We start from the raw sequence: 19,219 nt of genomic DNA, 5'->3' as shown, positions 1-19,219 counted from the left end.
AATATCGGGAATAATCATCTTTTATGGGCAGGTAACATGGAAATCGACGAACTCGACCGCCGCATCTTGCGCGAACTGCGCCGTGACGGCCGCCTGAGCAACACCAAGCTGGCGGAAAAGGTCGGCCTCTCCACCACACCATGCTGGAACCGCGTGCGGGCGCTGGAGGAAGGTGGCCTGATCGAGGGCTACACGGCGCTGCTCAGCCAGCAGGCGCTGGGCTACCCGGACACCGTCATCATCGAAGTCACGCTGGACCGCCACGACGACGACATCTTCGAAAAATTCGGCCAGGCGCTGGCGGACCTGCCGGAAGTGATGGAAGCCTACCTGCTGACCGGCGAATACGATTACCTGATCAAGGTGGCGGTGGCCGGCACGGCGGGATACGAGGAATTCCTGCGCCGCAAACTATACAAGCTGCCCGGCCTGCGCCACAGCCGCTCCACCTTCGTGCTGCGCTGCCTGAAACGCGCGCATTCGGTCGAACCCTGATCCGGCTATGTTGTCGACCGCACAGATGGCCCGCCGGAAGCGGCGCATTGTGCAGGTGCTCGAACAACTATAAAAGGATGACCATGAACAAGCCTACTAAAATTGCCTTCGCGCTGGCCACGCTGACACTGGCGTCGCAAGCCATGGCGCAAATCACGTTTTACGAACATGACGGCTGGCGCGGCCGCACCTTCACCGCCGACCGCCCGGTCAACGACTTCTCGCGCGCCGGCTTCAACGACCGCGCCTCGTCCGTGGTGGTCGAACGCGGCCAGTGGGAGGTCTGCGACGACGCCAACTTCCGCGGCAACTGCATGGTGCTGCGCCGCGGCAGCTACGAGTCGCTGCGCGGCATGGGCATGAACGACCGCATCTCGTCGGTGCGCCCGGTCGGCCATCGCGTCCGCTACGACAACGAAGCGCCGGCACCGCTGCCGCAACCAACCTACGAATACCGCCGCCGTCCGCGCGAGCGCGTGATCGACGTGCCCATCACCTCGGTGCGCGCCGTGGTCGGCACGCCCGAGCAACGCTGCTGGGTCGAACGCCAGCAAGTGACGGAGCCGGCTCGCAGCGGTAACAACGTCGGCGGCGTCATTGCCGGCGCGCTGATCGGCGGCATCCTGGGCCACCAGGTGGGCGGCGGCACAGGGCGCGACGTCGCCACGGCAGGCGGCGCGGTTGCCGGCGCGGCCATCGGCAACAACATGGCCAACAACAGCAACTCGCAAAGCTATGCCCGTGACGTGCGCCGCTGCGAAAACGTCAGCAACCCCACGCCGGAATACTGGGATGTGACGTATAACTATCGCGGCCAGCAACACCGCGTACAGATGAGCACGGCTCCCGGCGACACCATCGCCGTCAACGCCAGCACCGGCGAACCGCGCATGTGATCCTGAGCTCCGGTACCGAAGAAATAAAGGGCAGCCACGGCTGCCCTTTGATTGCCCGGTCGCAGCAGCTTAGAAGTGGTACTCGGCCCGGAGCATCGGCGTCTTGGCCACGTAGCCCTGGCCGCCGGTGGTGGCCGAGGTGTTGCCGAACTTGTTGCGCCAGTACTGGTACTCGACGCCGACGCGGAAGGTGTTCTTCGCGCGGCCCATGGCGGCGCCCGCGTCAAACATCAGCTGCATGTCGATATTGGTCTCGGCGCCGGTATCGTTGCCCGTTTCGTCCTTGCCCTTGGATGCGATAAAGTTCGCAAAGCCCTCGAAGGCCAACAGCGAACCCACTGGGATGCCCCATTCCGACGACAGCATCGCATGCGTCTTGTAGGTATAGCGTCCATTGACGGTGGAGATCGGAGGGAAGGCACCGCTCGGCGCGTTGCTCTCGTTGAGCAGCAACAGGCTGGTGTTGAAGTGACCGGCCGGCACGTTCCACATAAAAGTCGGTCCCAGTACGAACATGCGCTTGCGCGAGTTGTAGCCCACGTCGTTCTTGGTATTGACGTCGAAACCGCCGGTGATGCCCAGGCCACGCACCGGGCCGAATTTGTATTCGCTGCCGGTCACCTTGCTCAGGTCCACCGTGTTGCGGTACAGGATATAGGCTTCGTTGGCGCCGGACTTCTGCGTCAGCGAGGCCGGATCATTTTTGTCCGACATCAGGAAGTCGGCGTTGAAGAAGTTGGTGCCGTACTTATAGCCGCTGACGTGGGTCAGCGCCAGGATGTTCTTGGAGATGTCGTTCGGATTAAACGGCTCGCGATAGTCGTTACCGTAACGCCAGCTGACGGAGGTGTCGCTCCAGTCGGCGGCATGGGCCGATCCGGCCAGACTCAAAAAGGCGATGCACAGCAGCTGTGGAATTTGTCTCGTTTTCATTTTAGTTTTCCATATTTTAGGACGTGACTATCCCCTCCGGCGCCGTGAGGGCACGCCGGTGACGGGACAGTCGTTGGGGTTAGTTCCTCAGCCTGCGCCGAGGTAGACGAACTTGAAGGTGAACACGCAAGCGATCGCCCAGATCACTGGACGCACTTCGCGCACACGGCCGGTCAACAGCTTCAGCACCGCGTAGGAGATGAAGCCGAACGCCACGCCAAGTGCGATCGAGTACGTGAACGGCATGGTCAGCGCCGCGATGGCGGCTGGCACGCTTTCGGTGGTGTCGGACCAGTCGATGTCGACCAGTTCGCGCAGCATGAGGCAGGAAACGTAGAGCAGCGCAGGCGCCGTGGCGTAGCTAGGCACCACGCCGGCCAGCGGCGAGATGAACAGGCAGGCCAGGAACAGCACGCCGACGGCGACGGCGGTCAGGCCGGTGCGGCCGCCCGCTTGCACGCCGGCGGCGCTTTCGATGTATGCGGTGGTACTGGAGGTGCCCAGCAGCGAACCGGTGACGATGGCGGTGCTGTCGGCCAGCAGCGCCTTGTTCAAACGTTCCATCTTGCCGTTGACCAGCAGGCCGGCGCGGTTGGCCACGCCCATCAGGGTGCCGGTGGCGTCGAACAGCTCGACCAGGAAGAACACCAGCACCACGTTCAGCAGGCCGACCGAAATCGCGCCCATCAAATCCAGCTTGAACAGAGTCGGCGCCAGCGAAGGCGGCGTATCGATGATGCCGTTGAACTGGTTGCCGGCGACGAAAAAGCTCAACACCGTCACGGCCAGGATGCCGATCAGGATCGCGCCCTTGACCTTCAGGCGATCCAGCGCAACGATGATGAAGAAGCCGACGATGGCCAGCAAGGTAGGCGCCTTGTGCAGGTCGCCCACGCGCACCAGCGTCTCGGGGCTGCTGACGACGATGCCGGCGCTCTTCAGCGAGATCAGGCCGAGGAACAGGCCGATGCCGACGGTGATGGCGGTGCGGATCGAATGCGGAATGCCGTTGACGATCATCTCACGCAGCTTGAAGATACTGACCAACAGGAACAGGCAACCGGAAATGAAGACCGCGCCCAGCGCCATTTCCCAAGGCATGCCCATGCCCTTGACCACCACATAGGCGAAGTAAGCGTTCAACCCCATGCCCGGCGCCATAGCAATCGGATAGTTTGCGTACAGGCCCATAATCAGGCAGCCCAGCGCCGCCGCGATACAGGTGGCGACGAACACGGCGCCCTTGGGCATGCCGGCGTCACCGAGGATGGAGGGATTGACGAAGATGATGTAAGCCATCGTCAGGAACGTGGTCAGACCCGCCACCAACTCGGTGCGAACATCGGTCCCGTTCTCTTGCAGCTTGAAGAATTTTTCTAGAAATAACATAACGTCTCCGTGTTCTATTTTTAACTGCTTTTAGTGTCATCCGCCGATTAAACATGGGAACAATCGACCTAGACCTTATCTCAGGGGCCACCGCTTGAAATTCATCCTGTGGCATACCTGCTATCTGTTATGACCTATAACAGCCGGGGCGCGCCGTATTGAATTACGGCGTAGCCCCGTTTTAACCCTCCTAAACGAATTCGCCGATTTTCGACACCACGGCCTTGCGTACCGAGCCGCTCACGATGAAGGAGCGCGCCACTTCGAGGTCGTTGTGCAGCCAGCGGTCGCCATCAAGGCAGGCCGGAATCTGCGCGCGCACCGATTCGTAGGCCGCCTGCGTGCCTTTGCCGAGCACAAAACCGGGTAGCAGATTTTCTGTCATCGTCAGTGCCTGCGAGGCCAATAACATTTCTACGCCGACAATGTACTGTGTGTTCGACACCACAGTGGCGGCCTTGCGCGCGCACCACGTGGAGTTGGACACGTGGTCTTCGCTGTTGCCCTTGGCCGGAATCGAGTCCACGCTGCCCGGCATGCACAGCGTGCGGTTCTCCATCACCAGGGAACTGAGCGAGCATTGCATCACCGGGTAGCCGGTGTTCACGCCGCGCACGCCGGACATCAGGTTGCGCGGCAGGCCCCACGACAGCGTAGGATCGATCAGGCGCGCGACGCGGCGCTCGACGATGCTGCCCAGGTCCGCCACCGCCATCGCCAGCAGGTCCATCGCCTGCGCCAGGTATTGGCCGTGGAAGTTACCGCCGGAGATAATCTCGAAGCCGCCGCCGTCCTTGCCGAAGATGAGCGGGTTGTCGGTGGCGGAGTTCACTTCCTTGTCGAGGATGGTGTCGATATAGTCCAGCGCATCGAACACAGGGCCATAGACCTGCGGCGCGCAGCGCAGCGAGTACACGTCCTGGATGCGGGCCGTGTACGGGATGTCGGTGCGGCGCAGCTCTTCAGGGAACTGCACGGCGCGCGCTTCGTGCGTGGTGCGGGTGGAACCGTCCAGCAGGTCGCGGATGATGGCGGCGGTCTTGATCTGGCCAGCATGCGGGCGCGCCTCATGGATGCGCGGATCGAAGGCCGACATCTCGGCGCGCATCGCTTCCAGCGTCAGGCCCAGCGACAGGCAGGCGTCGGACAGCATGTTGCGCGCATCGGCGGCGGCCAGCAGCGCCACCGCCAGCGAGACGGTGCAGCCGTTGATCAGCGCCGACGCATCCTTGGCCTTCAGTTCAAACACGACCGGGCCGACGTTGGCAGCGCGGATCGCGTCGGGGGCCGACATGCGCTGGCCCTTATACATCACTTCCGCTTCGTCGAAGCCGGCGATGGCGGCTGCCAGGTAGGCCAGCGGCGCCAGGTCGCCCGAGGCGCCGACTGAGCCCTTCTGCGGCATGATCGGATGGATGCCGGCGTTGACGAAAGCCAGCAGGCGGTCGACCACTTCCACGCGCGGCGCGGAGTAGTTACTGGCGAAGGCATTGGCGCGCAACAGCATGGTGGCGCGGCTGACCTCTTCGGAGAACGGCTCGCCCATGCCGCAGGCGTGGGCCTTGATCAGCTGCGTCTGGAACAGGACGATGTCCTGGACCTTGACGCGGGTGTCCTTCAGCATGCCGACACCGGTGTTAAAGCTGTACATCATCGGCGCCTCGTCGTGCATCCAGGTCGACTCGATGTAGTCGCGGCTTTCCTTCAACGCGGCGCGCGACGATGCGGCCAGGTTCACTTCGATGGAGTGGTCGCGGGCGACGGCGACAACTTGGGCCGCGGTCAGGTTGAAACCATTGATGGTGGTAGTAGTCATAATCATCTCTTTCGATATCCAACGTCGTCCCCGCGAAAGCGGGGACCCATGCTGAGCGGTCGAAGCCAGCTCAGTATGGATTCCCGCCTGCGCGGGAATAACGGGGTGTTAATTGGCGCCGGCGGCGAACCACGCACCGAGTTCGGAGCGTTCTTCTGGCGTGATGTTGGTCATATTCCCGATCGGCATAGCCTTCAGCACCACGGCCTGCTGGTTGATCTTGGCCGCGTTCTGGTGGATCAGCTCCGGCGTGTGCAGCATGATGCCGGCAGGCGCGGTGGCAAACCCAGGCTGTGTAGGCTGCGCAGCATGGCAGCTGACGCAACGCTGGTTGACGATCGCCTGCACACGGTTGAAGTCAGGCGCCGCAACACTGGCGTGAGCCGCACCGGCTGTATCGCCGGCGATCGCTGGCGCAGGTGCAGCCGCCGGACGAGGCGCAATCACCACCGCAACCGCAGCGAGAATCGCCACACCGGCCGCAGGGAACTGCCAAGCAGTCTTACCATGATGGCGCAGATTGAAGAAGTGACGAATCAGCACACCGGCGGCGATGATCGCGCCCAGCAGCGCCCAGCTGTACGCATGGCTGTAAGTCATCGCATAGTGATTACTGATCATGATCAGCAGCACCGGCAGCGTGAAGTAGTTATTGTGGACGGAACGCTGCTTGGCCTTCTTGCCGTGGATAGGATCGGGCGACTTCCCCTGCTCCATCGCTTCCACCAGCTTGCGCTGACCAGGAATAATCAGCATCAGCACATTCCCGACCATCATGGTGCCGATCATGGCGCCAACGTGGATGTAGGCAGCGCGGCCGCTCAGGAACTTGGTCAGCACATAGGCCATCGCCACGATGAACACGAACATCACAATACCCAGCAAGCCATCCTTCTGGCCCAGCGGCGAGCGGCACAGCGCGTCGTAGAACAGCCAGCCCACCAGCAGCGAGCCGAGGCCCACGCCGATCGCCTGCAACTGCGTCAGGTCCGCGACCGACTTATCGATCATCATCGCCGAAGCGTTGAAGTAGTAGACGATGAACAGCAGCGAGAAGCCCGAGATCCAGGTCGCGTAGGCTTCCCATTTAAACCAGTGCAGGTCCGACGGCAGTTCGGCCGGCGACACCAGGTATTTCTGCGGATTGTAAAAACCGCCACCATGCACAGCCCACAACTCGCCGGACACGCCCTTCTTGGCCAGGTCGGAACCCGGCTTCGGCGGACGTATGCTGTTGTCCAGCCAGACGAAGTAAAAGGATGCGCCGATCCACGCTATCCCCGTGATGAGATGCAGCCAGCGCACCAATAGATTGAGCCAGTCCACGCCGTAAGCGAGCAGTTCCATGTTGTCCCCATGATTGGATTAAGCTCGTCTGCCACCGCGGGCGCTCCAGACGATTGGGATGATTTCCCATTTTGGCCGCGAACTGTTGAAAGCTCCGCTGCGACCGATTGAAAACCACGCGCAGAATACGCATGGTGCGGGACGAACGATAAAACTAATTCTGGCTTTTCGTATGGCAGTAGCCGTATATTAAAAATAGGCTCACCGTTATAGATAGACCATCATGGCACAACTTCCCGACCACCTCGACCTGCACCTCATACGCATTCTGTACATGCTCCTCTGCGAGAAAAACGTTTCACGCGTCGCGATGAAACTGGATCAAACGCAGCCCTCCATCTCGGCCTCGCTGCAAAAACTGCGCGAGCTTACGGGCGATCCGCTGCTGGTGCGCGGCGGCCGTGGCATGGTGCCGACCCAGCACGGCGAGAGCCTGAAGGCGCCCGCCAAACGCATCCTCGACGAAGTGGGACAGCTGTTCCTGCACAAGACACCGTTCGCCTCCAAGGAGGAAGGGCGCACCTTCCGCATCGGCGCACCGGACTACCTCGATATTCAATTCCTGCCCAACGTTGTGGCGCGCCTGCGACGCGAATCGCCCAAGAGCCGGGTCATCATCCACAGCCTGGGCGCGGAGGTGGACGCGATCCGCATGCTGTCCGACGGCGACCTCGATCTGCTGATCGGGAACTGGGAGCAGCCGCCGGAGCACCTGCACCTGTCGCGCCTCTTCGAAGACCCGATCATCTGCGCCATGCGCGCCGACGCCCCCTACGCCAAGCGCACCGACTCCAACGACATGACGCTGGACGATTATCTGAGCCTGCCCCACGTGGCCCCCTCGCCCACGCTGCCCGGCTTCCACGGCGTGATCGACTCCTTCCTGGCGCAGCAGGGCTACCAGCGTAACGTGGTGGTGGAATCGGCGTATTTCAGCCTGATTCCCTACATGTTGACGCAGACCGATATGGTGCTGACCACCGGGCGCCAATACCTGCGCTTCTACGAGCGCAACCTGCCGATCAAGACCTTCACGGTACCGGTGCGCTTCCCGACGATGCGCTTCTACCAGCTATGGCACGAACGCGTACACCAGGCACCGGAGCACAAGTGGCTGCGCGACCAAGTCACGCAAGCCGCGCAAGCCCTCACCGCAAAGCACCCCTAAGACGAAGGGGTCTGACCCCACGGGGTCAGACCCCGGCCTCCGGTGTGCGGGGTAAACAGTCGCACATCCACAACACTCTCCATAAGCCCCGGCTGAATGCGGATATGGCTACGGGCGTATATAACAACCTCCCTCGCCATATATCATTCCTCTTATACCAAGAGGAGACGGGCCACCGCCTGCACAACAATGACAATCACACTAGATCACCTGAACCGCTGCGGCGCCGAAGAATTCACCCAGCTGCTGCATGGCCTGTACGAGCACTCGCCGTGGATCCCGGAGCGCGCCGCCGCGCAGCGCCCGTTCGCCACCCTCTCCGCGCTGAAACAGGCCTTGCAAGGCGTGGTGCGCAAAGCCACCGAAGACGAACAACTGGGCCTGGTGCGCGCCCACCCGGAGCTGGCTGGCAAGGCAGCCCTCGCCGGCGAACTGACCGCCGAATCGACCGGCGAACAAGCGCAGGCCGGCCTGACCCACTGCACCGCCGAAGAACTGGCGACGCTGCACAAGCTGAACGCCGACTACAACGCCAAATTCAGCTTCCCCTTCATCCTCGCCGTCAAAGGCCCAACCGGCAACGGTCTGACGCGCCAGGAGATCATCGCCGCCTTCAGCCGCCGCCTGCGCTCGCAGCGCGACGACGAGCTGGCCGAGTGCCTGCGCCAGATCGGCCGCATCGCCGAGATGCGTCTGAACGCGCTGCTGCAGGTGGAGCTGCAATTCGGCCCCACCATCATGCAATGGGCCGAAACCATCGGCGCCTGGAGCGACGACGCCGACAACCTCACCTGCGCCTACATGACCGACGCCCACCGCAAAACCGCCTCCCAGCTGGCGACGTGGATGAAGGAAGCCGGCATGGAAGTAGCCATCGACCCGGTAGGCAACGTCGTCGGCCGCTACAAGTCGGACCAGCCGGGCGCCAAGGCCCTGCTCACCGGCTCCCACTACGACACCGTGCGCAACGGCGGCAAGTACGACGGCCGTGAAGGCATCCTGCTGCCCATCGCCGTGGTCAAGCACCTCAATGAACGCGGCGAACGCCTGCCGTTCGACCTGGAGATCATCGGCTTCTCGGAAGAAGAAGGCGTGCGCTATCAAAGCACCTTCCTCGGCTCCAACGCCGTCATCGGCCAGTTCGACATGGCCTTGCTGGACAAGGCCGACGCGCACGGCATCACCATGCGCGACGCGCTGACCGCCGCCGGCCACGATGTCAGCAAGATCGCTTCGGTGGCACGCAAGCCGGAAGACGTGCTGGCCTTCGTCGAAGTCCACATCGAACAAGGCCCGGTATTGCTGGGCAAAGGCCTGCCGACCGGTGTCGTCACCTCAATCGCCGGCAGCTGCCGCTTCCAGGTGGAGCTGACCGGTCTGGCCAGCCACGCCGGCACCACGCCGATGATCATGCGTAAAGACGCCGCCGCAGCCGCAGCGGAAATCGTGCTGTACGTCGAAGACCGCTGCGGGCGCGAACGCTCGCTGGTTGGCACCGTCGGCCAGCTGCACGTGCCGGACGGCTCGGTCAACGTGATCCCCGGCGCCTGCAAGCTGTCGCTGGACATCCGCGCCGCCGACGACGCCACCCGCGACGCCGCCGTCACCGATATCCTCAATCAAGCGGAAGCCGTCTGCGCGCGCCGCCAGATCGGCCTCAAAGTCACCAAGATCATGCAGGCGCCTGCCGTACCGTGCGCGCCTTGGCTGGTCAAGCAGTTCGCCGCCGCCACCGAGCGTGCCGGCGTCGAAGTATTCGAACTTCCGTCCGGCGCCGGCCATGATGCGATGGCGCTGGCCCGCATGACCGACGTCGCCATGCTGTTCACGCGTTGCGGCAACGGCGGCATCAGCCACAACCCGCTCGAAACCATGACCGCCGACGACGCCGAAGTATCGGCACAGATCTTCCTGGACTTCCTGCGCCAGTTCCAAACCAAGTAATTGCGGAGCAATCATGTCTGAACCTATTCGATTCTTCTACCGCGGCGAAGTACACAACGTCGCAGACGGCGCACCGACCCGCACCCTGCTCCAGCACCTGCGCGAAGACCTGCACTGCACCGGCACCAAGGAAGGCTGCGCCGAAGGCGATTGCGGCGCCTGCACCGTGGTCGTGGCGGAACTGCAGCCCGATGGCGAAGTGGCAATGAAGTCGGTCAACTCCTGCATCCAGTTCGTGCCTACGCTGGATGGCAAGGCCGTCTTCACCATCGAAGACCTGAAGCAGGCCGACGGCAATATGCACCCGGTGCAGGAAGCGCTGGTCGAATGCCACGGATCGCAATGCGGCTTCTGCACGCCGGGCTTCGCCATGTCGCTGTGGAGCCTCTACCTGAAACAGGAGGGCCAGACCACACCGCCATGCCGCAAGACCGTGGACGAAACCCTGTCCGGTAACCTGTGCCGCTGCACCGGCTACCGCCCTATCATCGATGCCGCGCGCCGCATGGGCGAGCTGCCTCCCGTCAGCTTCGACCGCGAGGCGCTGAAAGCCTCGCTGCAAACCATCCAGCGAACCGAAATGTACAGCTATACCCACGACGGCCAAACCTTCTACGCCCCGCGCACGCTGGCCGAACTGGCCGCACTGCGCGCAGAAAAGCCCACCGCCACCATCGTCGCCGGCTCGACCGACGTAGGCCTGTGGGTGACCAAGCAAATGCGCAACCTCGGCGACATGATCTACGTGCGCCAGGTGCAGGAGCTGCACCGCATGGAAGAGGAAGACGGCATGCTCTATATCGGCGCCGCCGTCTCCCTCAACGACGCCTACGAGGCAGTCTGCAAGCACTACAAGGAAGAGCTGCACGAAATGTGGCAGCGCTTCGCCTCGCAACCGATCCGCAACACCGGCACCCTGGGCGGCAGCGTCGCCAATGGTTCACCGATCGGGGACTCGGCGCCGTGGATGATCGCACTGGGTGCGGAAATCGTCATCCGCAGCGATAAGGGCCAGCGCTCCATGCTGCTGGAGAAGTTCTACCTCGATTACATGAAGAAGGATTGGCAGCCGGGCGAATTCGTCGAAGCCGTGCGCATTCCGCTGCCGCGCAAGGACATCCACTTCCGCACCTACAAGCTGGCCAAGCGCTACGACCAGGACATCTCCGCCGTCTGCGCCGGCTTTGCCTTCACGCTGAAGGACGGCATTGTCAGCGACGCCCACATCGCCTACGGCGGGATGGCCGCGACCTCGCGCCGCGCTCCGCTGGCCGAAGCAGCCGTCAACGGCAAGCGCTGGGACGAAGCCACGCTGAAGCTGGCGATGGCGGAACTGGCGAAGGACTACACGCCGCTGACCGACATGCGCGCCACCGCCGCCTACCGCATGAAGACCGCGCAAAACCTGCTGCGGCGTTATTGGCTGGAGACCAATCCGGACTCCGCCCAGCCGCTGCAATCGATCAACGCCTATCACTACGCAGAGGGAGCCTTGACAGCATGAACAGCAAAACCGAAGCATTCCTGACGCAACCCGCCACCCCAGGCGTCCCGATGGCGTGGGCCGAAGTCGGCCTCTCGCGCCCGCACGAATCGGCGGTGCTGCACGTCCTCGGCGAGGCCACCTACACCGACGATATCCCCGAAGCCGCCGGCACGCTGCACGCCGCGCTGGGCATCTCGGCCAAGGCCCACGCCAACATCCTGTCGATGAACTTCGACGCCGTCAAAGCCATGCCTGGCGTGGTGGCCGTGTACACCCACAAGGATATCCCCGGCACCAACGACTGCGGCCCTATCATCCACGACGATCCGATCCTGTCGGAAGGCCTGGTTGAATATGTCGGCCAGCCCATCTTCATCGTGGTGGCGAACTCGCACGACAATGCGCGCCGCGCCGTCAAGAAGGCCGTCATCGAATACGAAGAACTGCCAGCCATCCTGACGCCGCAAGCAGCACGCGACGCCAAGTCCTTCGTCGTGCCGCCTATGCACCTGGCGCGCGGCGATGCGCAGGCCGCGTTCGAGCGCTCCAAGCACCGCTTGAAAGGCGAGCTCCATGTCGGCGGCCAGGAGCAGTTCTATCTGGAAGGCCAGATCTCCTACGCCATTCCAAAGGAAGGCAAGGGAATGCTGATCTACTGCTCGACCCAGCATCCCACAGAGATGCAGCACGTTGTCGCCCACGCCCTGCACCGCCATTCGCACGATATCGTGGTCGAATGCCGCCGCATGGGCGGTGGCTTCGGCGGCAAGGAATCGCAGTCCGCACTGTGGGCCGCATGCGCCGCCATCTCGGCCGCGCATCTGCGCCGCCCGGTCAAGCTGCGCGCAGACCGCGACGACGACATGATGGTCACCGGTAAGCGCCACTGCTTCTACTACGAGTACGAGATGGGCTACGGCGACGACGGCCGCATCGTCGCCGCCAAGGTGGAGATGGTCTCCCGCGCCGGCTTCTCGGCCGACCTGTCCGCGCCCGTCGCCACGCGCGCCGTCTGCCACTTCGACAACGCCTACTACCTGGGCGACGTCGACATCCGCGCCATGGCCGGCAAGACCAACACGCAATCGAATACCGCCTTCCGTGGCTTCGGTGGCCCGCAGGGCGCCATCGCCATCGAATACATCGTCGATGAAATCGCCCGCAACCTCGGTATGGACTCGCTGGACGTCCGCAAGATCAACTTCTACGGCCGCAACGACGAAGAAGGCCGCAACGTTACCCAGTACAACCAGAAAGTGGTCGACAACGTCATTCACGACCTGGTCGCGCAGCTGGAAAACGAGAGCGACTACCGCAAGCGCCGCGAGGACATCAACGCCTTCAATGCGAAAAGCAAAGTGCTCAAGCGCGGCCTGGCGCTCACGCCGGTCAAGTTCGGCATCGCCTTCAACGTCACGCACTTCAACCAGGCCGGCGCGCTGGTTCACATTTACACGGACGGCTCGGTGCTGGTCAACCACGGCGGTACCGAAATGGGCCAGGGTATCAACACCAAGGTATGCCAGGTTGTAGCACATGAACTGGGCATCGACCTCGCCATGGTGCGCGCCAGCGCCACCGACACCAGCAAGGTCGCCAACACTTCGGCCACCGCCGCATCCACCGGTGCGGACTTGAACGGCAAGGCGGCACAGGACGCGGCCAACACGATCCGCAAGCGCCTGGCCGAATTCGCAGCCAAGCGCCACGACGGCGACCCGGCCACGGTGCGCTTTGAGGCGAACTTCGTCCACGTCGGCGACGAGGCGATTCCGTTTGCCGAGTTGGTGCAAAAGGCCTACATGGCGCGCATCCAGCTGTGGTCCGACGGCTTCTACGCGACGCCAGGCCTGCACTGGGATCCGAAAACCATGAGCGGCAATCCGTTCTCGTACTACGCCTACGGCGCCTCGGTGTCGGAAGTAGTGGTCGACACGCTAACCGGCGAATGGAAGCTGCTGAAAGCCGACGCGCTGTACGACGCTGGCAATTCGCTCAACCCGGCCATCGATGTTGGCCAGGTCGAGGGCGCGTTCATACAGGGCATGGGCTGGCTGACCACCGAGGAGTTGTGGTGGAACCCGGCCGGCAAGCTCATGACACATGCGCCATCCACCTACAAGATCCCCGGCGTGTCGGACTGCCCGGAGAACTTCAACGTTCGCCTGTTCAAGAACCGCAACGTCATGGACAGCATCCACCGCTCCAAGGCGGTCGGCGAACCGCCGCTGCTGCTGCCGTTCTCCGTGTTCCTGGCGATCCGCGACGCCTGCTCCAGCGTCGGCGATCATCGCTTCAACCCACCGCTGCGCGCGCCGGCAACCAGCGAGGCGATCCTCGACGCGATCAGCGCCGTGCAGGAACGCGCTGCGGTGCAGGATGCGGCGGAAGCGGCGAACTGATTATGTCCACTCCGTTCAATCTCAACGCACTGACGGCGGCGGCCAGCAAGGCTGTGCCGCGCGTGCTGGTCACGGTGGCCCAGGTCGCCGGATCCGCGCCGCGCGAACCTGGCGCCAAGATGCTGATCACCCAGTATCACGCCTTCGACACCATCGGCGGCGGCCACCTCGAAATGGTCGCCACCGACATCGCCCGTGAAATGCTCGCCATGCCGGCCGGCGAGCTGCGCGCCGAACGCCGGCTGGAACGCTTCCCGCTCGGCCCCAGCCTGGGTCAATGCTGCGGCGGCGTGGTGCACGTGGCGTTCGAGCGCATCATGCCGGAAGCCGGGGAGCACTTTGGCGCCCTCGCCCGCCGCTGGCGCGACGGCCAGGACAGCTGGCGCATGGTGCCGCTGGATTGGGTCGAACCGGCCAGCATCTATGACGCCACCGGCGCCCATCTGTGCGGTCCCGGTCCTGTCGCGCTGGCGCGGCCCGGTCCCGGCATCGAGTGCAAGGTGCGCATCGACGATCACGGCAAACGCTGGCTGATCGACTCCTGCCTGCCCTATCGTCCGCGCCTGTACCTGTTCGGCGCCGGCCACGTGGGCGCCGCCATCGTGCGCGCCTTGTCCGAGCTGCCATGCCAGGTGGTGTGGATCGATGAGCGCGAGGATATGTTCCCGTCGGTCTTGCCGGCCAACGTGCGCGTCGAAGCCACCGATACGCCGGAAGCCGTGGTGGAAGAAGCGCCGGCCGGCGCCTCCTTCCTGGTGCTCACGCACAGCCATGCGCTGGACCAGCAGCTGTCCGAGCATATCCTGCGCCGCACCGATTTCACGTGGTTTGGTCTGATCGGCTCCAAGACCAAGCGCGTGTCCTTCGAGCGCCGTCTGCAGGAGCGCGGCATTCCCGCCGCGCGCATGGCCGACATGACCTGTCCCATCGGCCTGCCGGGCATCCACGACAAGGCGCCGGCGGTGATCGCCATCTCGGTGGCCGCGCAGTTGATGCAGGTGTGGGAAGCCGCCGCACTGGCCGCGCCGGTGGAAAACGGTGCTAAAATGAGCGCATCTGCTCAAACCGTATTGTCGGAAACGCAAACCACATGCACCAACTGATGTTCTTCCAACTGCCTGCACGCCGGGCGCCCTCACTCTCCGGCAGCGCCGGGGCGGGAGCGCGCTATCGCAGCTCAACGCGCGCCTCTCAATAACTAGCCACCGCGCTAGTTAAAAAACCAGCAAGTACAGATCCGGTGTGGCGCCAAGCGCCCGCCATCATCGCCGACGACCATGTCAGTCGCGCAGCGCAGCCGCGCGCGTCAACTGGCGTCCGCAACACGGAACAAGGAATGAATATCATGGCAAGCATCATCACCCAAAGCGGCACCTTCCAGGCCTATCGCGCCAGCCTCCTGCACTTCAGCGACGACCCGGCGTTCGCCACCAACGCCTGCTCCTGGCACGAGGACGGCCTGTTGATCGTCAACGACGGCAAGGTCCACCTGGCCGGCGATTTCAGCCAGCTGATCGCCTTTCTCCCGCAAGGCACGCCGCTGCACGACTATCGCGGCAAGATCATCATGCCGGGCTTTATCGACACCCACGTGCACTACCCGCAGACGGACATGATCGCCTCGCCGGCCCCCGGCCTTCTGCCATGGCTGGAAAAGTACACCTTCCCGACCGAACGCAAGTTCGCCGATCCAGAGCATGCGGCCAACGTCGCCAGCTTCTTCCTCGATGAGCTGACCCGCTGCGGCACCACCACCGCCATGGTCTACTGCACTGTGCATCCGCAATCGGTGGACGCGTTCTTCACCGAAAGCGAAAAGCGCAACCTGCGCATGGTCGCCGGCAAAGTGCTGATGGACCGTAACTGCCCGGACTTCCTGCAGGACACCGCAGAAAGCGGCGCGCGTGAAAGCGAAGCATTGATCAAGAAATGGCACAAGCGCGGCCGCCAGCTGTACGCGATCACCCCGCGCTTCGCACCGACTTCCACCGAAGAGCAGCTGGAACTGGCCGGCGCCCTGGCCAAGGCCTACCCGGACACCTTCCTGCAGACCCACGTCGCCGAGAACACCGACGAAGTGGCCTGGGTCAAATCGCTGTTCCCGAATGCCCGCAGCTACATGGACGTCTACGACCATTTCGGCATGATGCGTCCGCGCTCGATGTACGCGCACTGCATCTGGCTGGACGACACCGACCGCGCGCGCATGGGCGAAACCCAGTCCGCCATTTCGATCTGCCCTACTTCCAACCTGTTCCTGGGCAGCGGCCTGTTCGACTTCGAACGCGCCGATGCCAAGCGAGTACCGCTGTCGCTGGCCACCGACGTCGGCGGCGGCACCTCGTTCTCGATGCTGCAAACGATGAACGAAGCCTACAAGGTGGCCCGCATGGGCGGAACCTACCTGCAGGCGATGCGCATGTTCTATCTCGCCACGCTGGGCGGCGCCCGCGCCATGCAGCTGGAAGGCACGATCGGCAACTTCGTGGCCGGCGCGGAAGCGGACTTCATCGTCCTCGATCCGAAGGCCACGCCGCTGCTGGCGCGCCGCACGGAGCGCACCGATTCGGTCGAGGAGCTGCTGTTCGCCATCGCCATGCTGGGCGACGACCGTTCCATCTCCGCCACCTACGCCGCCGGCAAGGTGGTGCACCAGCGCCAGGACTGAGCATGAGCCCAAGCGAATGGCAGGCACGCGTCGATCTCGCCGCGTGCTACCACCTGTGCGCGCTGAACGGCTGGGATGACGTGATCTACACGCATATCTCGGCCGCCGTACCGGGCGAGGCGGAGCGCTACCTTATCAACCCGTTCGGGCTGCGCTTCGATGAAGTGTGCGCATCGAACCTGGTGAAGGTGGACCGCGACGGCAACCCGGTCGACGCCGCGCAGTACGACATCAACCGCCCAGGCTTTGCGCTGCACGCGGCGGTACACGGCGCCCGCCACGACATCGCATGCGTCATGCATCTGCATAACGTGAACGGCATCGCGGTCGGAGCCCAAAGCGAAGGATTGCTGCCGCTGTCGGCGCACGCGCTGCGCTTTTACGGCGTGCTGGCCTATCACGACTACGAAGGCCTGGCGATGACAGACGGCGAGCAGGCGCGCCTGCTGGAGCGCCTGGGCAGCCAACCCGCGATGCTGCTGCGGAATCACGGATCGCTGGTCTGCGGCAGGACCATCGCCGAGGCCTTCGTGTTGATGGAGGCGCTCGACAAAGCCTGCGCGATCCAGTTGAAAGCGCAATCCGCCGGCGGCCGGCGCCACGTGCCGCCGCACGAGATCTGCCTCAAGGCGCACCAGGAACTGCTGGGCGACGGTACGCCGGACGGCAAGCTGGAATGGCCAGCGCTGCTGCGCAAACTGGACAAGCTCAGTCCCAACTATCGCTCCTGAAGGAATCGCCATGCCAACTATTAACGTACAACTGTTCGAAGGCCGCACGCTGGAGCAAAAGCGCGCATTTGTCAAAGCCATCACCGAAGTCACGGTGCAGACCCTGGGCGCATCGCCGGAATCGGTGGACATCATCATCCACGAGTGCAAACGGGAGAACTGGGCCACCGCCGGCAAGCTGTGGTCCGAACAGGATTAATCGGTTACGATACGGTCAGCACAACCGGCGCTGATCAGCCTATCGCACTATGAAACGAAGAACTTTACTCAGCCTCGCCGCGGCTCTCAGCTGCGGCGCAGGCTTTACGCGGGCGGCGCAAGCCAGGGAACTACGAGTCGTCACCACGCACCTGCCCCCGCTGGTCATCGAAAACGACGACCAACATCCTGGCGCGCTGCGCGAACTGCTGAATGAGCTCTGCAAGCGGCTCCAAATGCCCCTCAAGCTGGAGTTCGTACCGTGGAAGCGTGCCTTGTTCCTTGCCACTTCGATGCCTCAAACTGCGATCTTCCCCGTCACGCGCCTATCAGATCGCGAGACCAAATTCCGCTGGCTGGCGCCGCTGTATGAGGAGCACTACATGTTCCTGGCGGCGCGCAGCAGCAAGTTCGACATCCTGCATCCAGAGGACATGAAGGCCCGTCCCATTACTCTGCTGCGCGGCGCGGCACAGGCGAAGATTTTGCAGGAACTCGGCTATCAAAATATCATCGAAGCCAATTCGATCGAAGAAGTGCACCGCTATCTGCTCAAAGGAATGGCCGATGCGGCGTTCGGCGAGGAGCACATCATCCAGAGTTCACTCCATAGCCGCTCCGCGCAAAAGGACTTTCATCTCAGCGCGCCGGTACGCACCACCACCGCGTGGCTGGCCGGCTCGCTGGACTTTGACGAGGCCACCGCCCAGCTGTTCCAGCATGCGAAGGCCGCCATGGACGCCGACGGCACCAGCCGTCGCATCCTGGCCAAATACAAGCTCGCTTAAATGCTGCCCAAGCCGGACAAGGTGCGCTTCACGGCGACGTCCAGCGGCGTGCGCGGTTCGGCGCCGAGCATCCGCACCAGACGCTTATTCGACATCTGAACCGGCTGCTGCCACAGGTAGCGCATCTCGCGCAGTTCGCGGAACACCGTCACAAACGGCGAGGCCAACGCCAGCAGCCACCATGGGAAGGCGCTCGCCTTCAGATCAGGCTTGCGTGCCGCGCGGGCGATGGCCGCGACCATCTGGGTGCCATCGGCATCCCAATGGCCTTCCATCTGGAACCGGGCGAAGGCCGCCAATTGGTCCTCCTTCTCGACCAGCTGCACCATCGTCTCGGCGACGTCCGGCAGGTAGGCCCATTGGTGGCCCACGCCTGTACTACCCGGATAACTGATGCCCGTCACAGGCTTGCCCGGCTTGACCAGGCCTTGCGCGAACCAGTTGTTGCCGGCCTTGGGACCGAAGAAATCGCCGGCCCGTACGATCAGAGTACGCACGCCATCAGCAGCCGCGGCCTGCAAGCGCGCTTCCATCTCAACGCGGATGGCGCCCTTGCGGGTGACCGGCTGTTGTGGCGATTCTTCGTCGAGGAGCGGGAATGCGTCAGGCCCGTAGTTGTACACGGTGCCTGGCAACACGATACGGGCGCCACTGGCGCGGGCGGCGGCGATGCTGTTGTCTATCATTGGCAGCACCAGCGCGCCCCAGTTGCGATAGCCGGGCGGGTTAACCGCGTGGACGATCAGCTGGACACCTTGCGCGGCGTTGACCACATCGTCGCGGTTCATCGCATCGCCGGCCAACCACTGCATGCCGTCGCCCGGCTTGGCGGCGCGTTGCGGATCGCGATGCAAGGCCTTCACCTGCCAGCCGCGCGCCATCAAAACACGTGCCACCTCGCCGCCGATGCCGCCAGTGGCGCCCAGTACCAATGCTGTTTTTTTCATGGTGTTCTCCG

General features: G+C 63.5%; 16 protein-coding genes. 11 read left to right on the top strand and 5 right to left on the bottom strand.

Annotation, left to right across the window (positions count from 1 at the left end):
• The first annotated feature begins 36 nt into the window (after positions 1–36).
• Both ACEN9O_RS23600 and ACEN9O_RS23595 read left to right on the top strand, forming a co-directional pair.
• A complete protein-coding gene (locus tag ACEN9O_RS23600; RefSeq protein ID WP_116989168.1) occupies positions 37–495 on the top strand; it encodes an Lrp/AsnC family transcriptional regulator in 459 nt (152 codons plus the stop codon).
• An 83-nt stretch (positions 496–578) separates the two neighbouring features.
• A complete protein-coding gene (locus ACEN9O_RS23595; protein ID WP_495614237.1) occupies positions 579–1,391 on the top strand; it encodes a beta/gamma crystallin-related protein in 813 nt (270 codons plus the stop codon).
• Positions 1,392–1,460: 69 nt separating this feature from the next.
• Here the strand turns inward: ACEN9O_RS23595 and ACEN9O_RS23590 are convergent, their stop codons facing one another.
• The 4 genes from ACEN9O_RS23590 to ACEN9O_RS23575 all read right to left on the bottom strand — a co-directional run bounded on the left by ACEN9O_RS23590 (position 1,461) and on the right by ACEN9O_RS23575 (position 6,876).
• The gene (locus ACEN9O_RS23590; protein WP_495614236.1) at positions 1,461–2,324 is read right to left on the bottom strand and encodes an outer envelope protein; all 864 of its coding nucleotides are present in this window, start codon (positions 2,322–2,324) and stop codon (positions 1,461–1,463) included.
• An 87-nt stretch (positions 2,325–2,411) separates the two neighbouring features.
• Positions 2,412–3,713: an NCS2 family permease gene (locus ACEN9O_RS23585; RefSeq protein ID WP_495614235.1), complete on the bottom strand. Its 1,302-nt coding sequence runs from the start codon at positions 3,711–3,713 to the stop codon at positions 2,412–2,414.
• A gap of 190 nt (positions 3,714–3,903) precedes the next feature.
• Positions 3,904–5,529 carry an HAL/PAL/TAL family ammonia-lyase gene (locus ACEN9O_RS23580; RefSeq protein WP_495614234.1) on the bottom strand — a complete coding sequence of 542 codons (1,626 nt, stop codon included), beginning with the start codon at positions 5,527–5,529 and terminating at the stop codon, positions 3,904–3,906.
• A 108-nt stretch (positions 5,530–5,637) separates the two neighbouring features.
• Positions 5,638–6,876 (bottom strand): urate hydroxylase PuuD, encoded by a 1,239-nt coding sequence (locus tag ACEN9O_RS23575; RefSeq protein WP_495614233.1) that lies wholly within the window; start codon positions 6,874–6,876, stop codon positions 5,638–5,640.
• Between the two features lie 223 nt (positions 6,877–7,099).
• On the opposite strand from ACEN9O_RS23575, the gene ACEN9O_RS23570 reads away from it, so the two are divergent.
• From ACEN9O_RS23570 to ACEN9O_RS23530, 9 genes are all read left to right on the top strand, one after another.
• A complete protein-coding gene (locus tag ACEN9O_RS23570) occupies positions 7,100–8,044 on the top strand; it encodes a LysR family transcriptional regulator (protein ID WP_495614232.1) in 945 nt (314 codons plus the stop codon).
• Between the two features lie 189 nt (positions 8,045–8,233).
• Positions 8,234–9,988, top strand: a complete 1,755-nt coding sequence (locus ACEN9O_RS23565; RefSeq protein WP_495614231.1) for an allantoate amidohydrolase — start codon at positions 8,234–8,236, stop codon at positions 9,986–9,988.
• 13 nt (positions 9,989–10,001) lie between these two features.
• Positions 10,002–11,492 (top strand): xanthine dehydrogenase small subunit, encoded by a 1,491-nt coding sequence (gene xdhA / locus ACEN9O_RS23560; RefSeq protein WP_495614230.1) that lies wholly within the window; start codon positions 10,002–10,004, stop codon positions 11,490–11,492.
• On the top strand, positions 11,489–13,876 hold the full coding sequence (gene xdhB / locus ACEN9O_RS23555; protein ID WP_495614229.1) for a xanthine dehydrogenase molybdopterin binding subunit: 2,388 nt from the start codon (positions 11,489–11,491) through the stop codon (positions 13,874–13,876). Before xdhA ends, xdhB begins: the two co-directional genes overlap by 4 nt.
• A 2-nt stretch (positions 13,877–13,878) precedes the next feature.
• Positions 13,879–14,979: a xanthine dehydrogenase accessory protein XdhC gene (gene xdhC, locus ACEN9O_RS23550; RefSeq protein WP_495614228.1), complete on the top strand. Its 1,101-nt coding sequence runs from the start codon at positions 13,879–13,881 to the stop codon at positions 14,977–14,979.
• Positions 14,980–15,221: 242 nt separating this feature from the next.
• Complete coding sequence (gene guaD / locus ACEN9O_RS23545) at positions 15,222–16,544, top strand: guanine deaminase (RefSeq protein WP_495618527.1); 1,323 nt, start codon at positions 15,222–15,224, stop codon at positions 16,542–16,544.
• A gap of 2 nt (positions 16,545–16,546) precedes the next feature.
• Positions 16,547–17,275 (top strand): class II aldolase/adducin family protein, encoded by a 729-nt coding sequence (locus ACEN9O_RS23540; protein WP_495614227.1) that lies wholly within the window; start codon positions 16,547–16,549, stop codon positions 17,273–17,275.
• A gap of 10 nt (positions 17,276–17,285) precedes the next feature.
• Complete coding sequence (locus ACEN9O_RS23535; RefSeq protein WP_495614226.1) at positions 17,286–17,474, top strand: 4-oxalocrotonate tautomerase; 189 nt, start codon at positions 17,286–17,288, stop codon at positions 17,472–17,474.
• A gap of 49 nt (positions 17,475–17,523) precedes the next feature.
• Positions 17,524–18,261 carry a substrate-binding periplasmic protein gene (locus ACEN9O_RS23530; RefSeq protein ID WP_495614225.1) on the top strand — a complete coding sequence of 246 codons (738 nt, stop codon included), beginning with the start codon at positions 17,524–17,526 and terminating at the stop codon, positions 18,259–18,261.
• On the opposite strand, the gene ACEN9O_RS23525 is transcribed toward ACEN9O_RS23530, so the two are convergent.
• Positions 18,258–19,208 carry an NAD-dependent epimerase/dehydratase family protein gene (locus ACEN9O_RS23525; RefSeq protein WP_495614224.1) on the bottom strand — a complete coding sequence of 317 codons (951 nt, stop codon included), beginning with the start codon at positions 19,206–19,208 and terminating at the stop codon, positions 18,258–18,260. The two genes, ACEN9O_RS23530 and ACEN9O_RS23525, sit on opposite strands and share 4 nt — an antisense overlap.
• Positions 19,209–19,219: the final 11 nt, after the last annotated feature.

Source organism: Duganella sp. Dugasp78, from assembly GCF_059491455.1.
The sequence above is the reverse complement of the archived record's forward strand: the minus strand, read 5'-3'. Positions and strand labels throughout refer to the sequence as shown.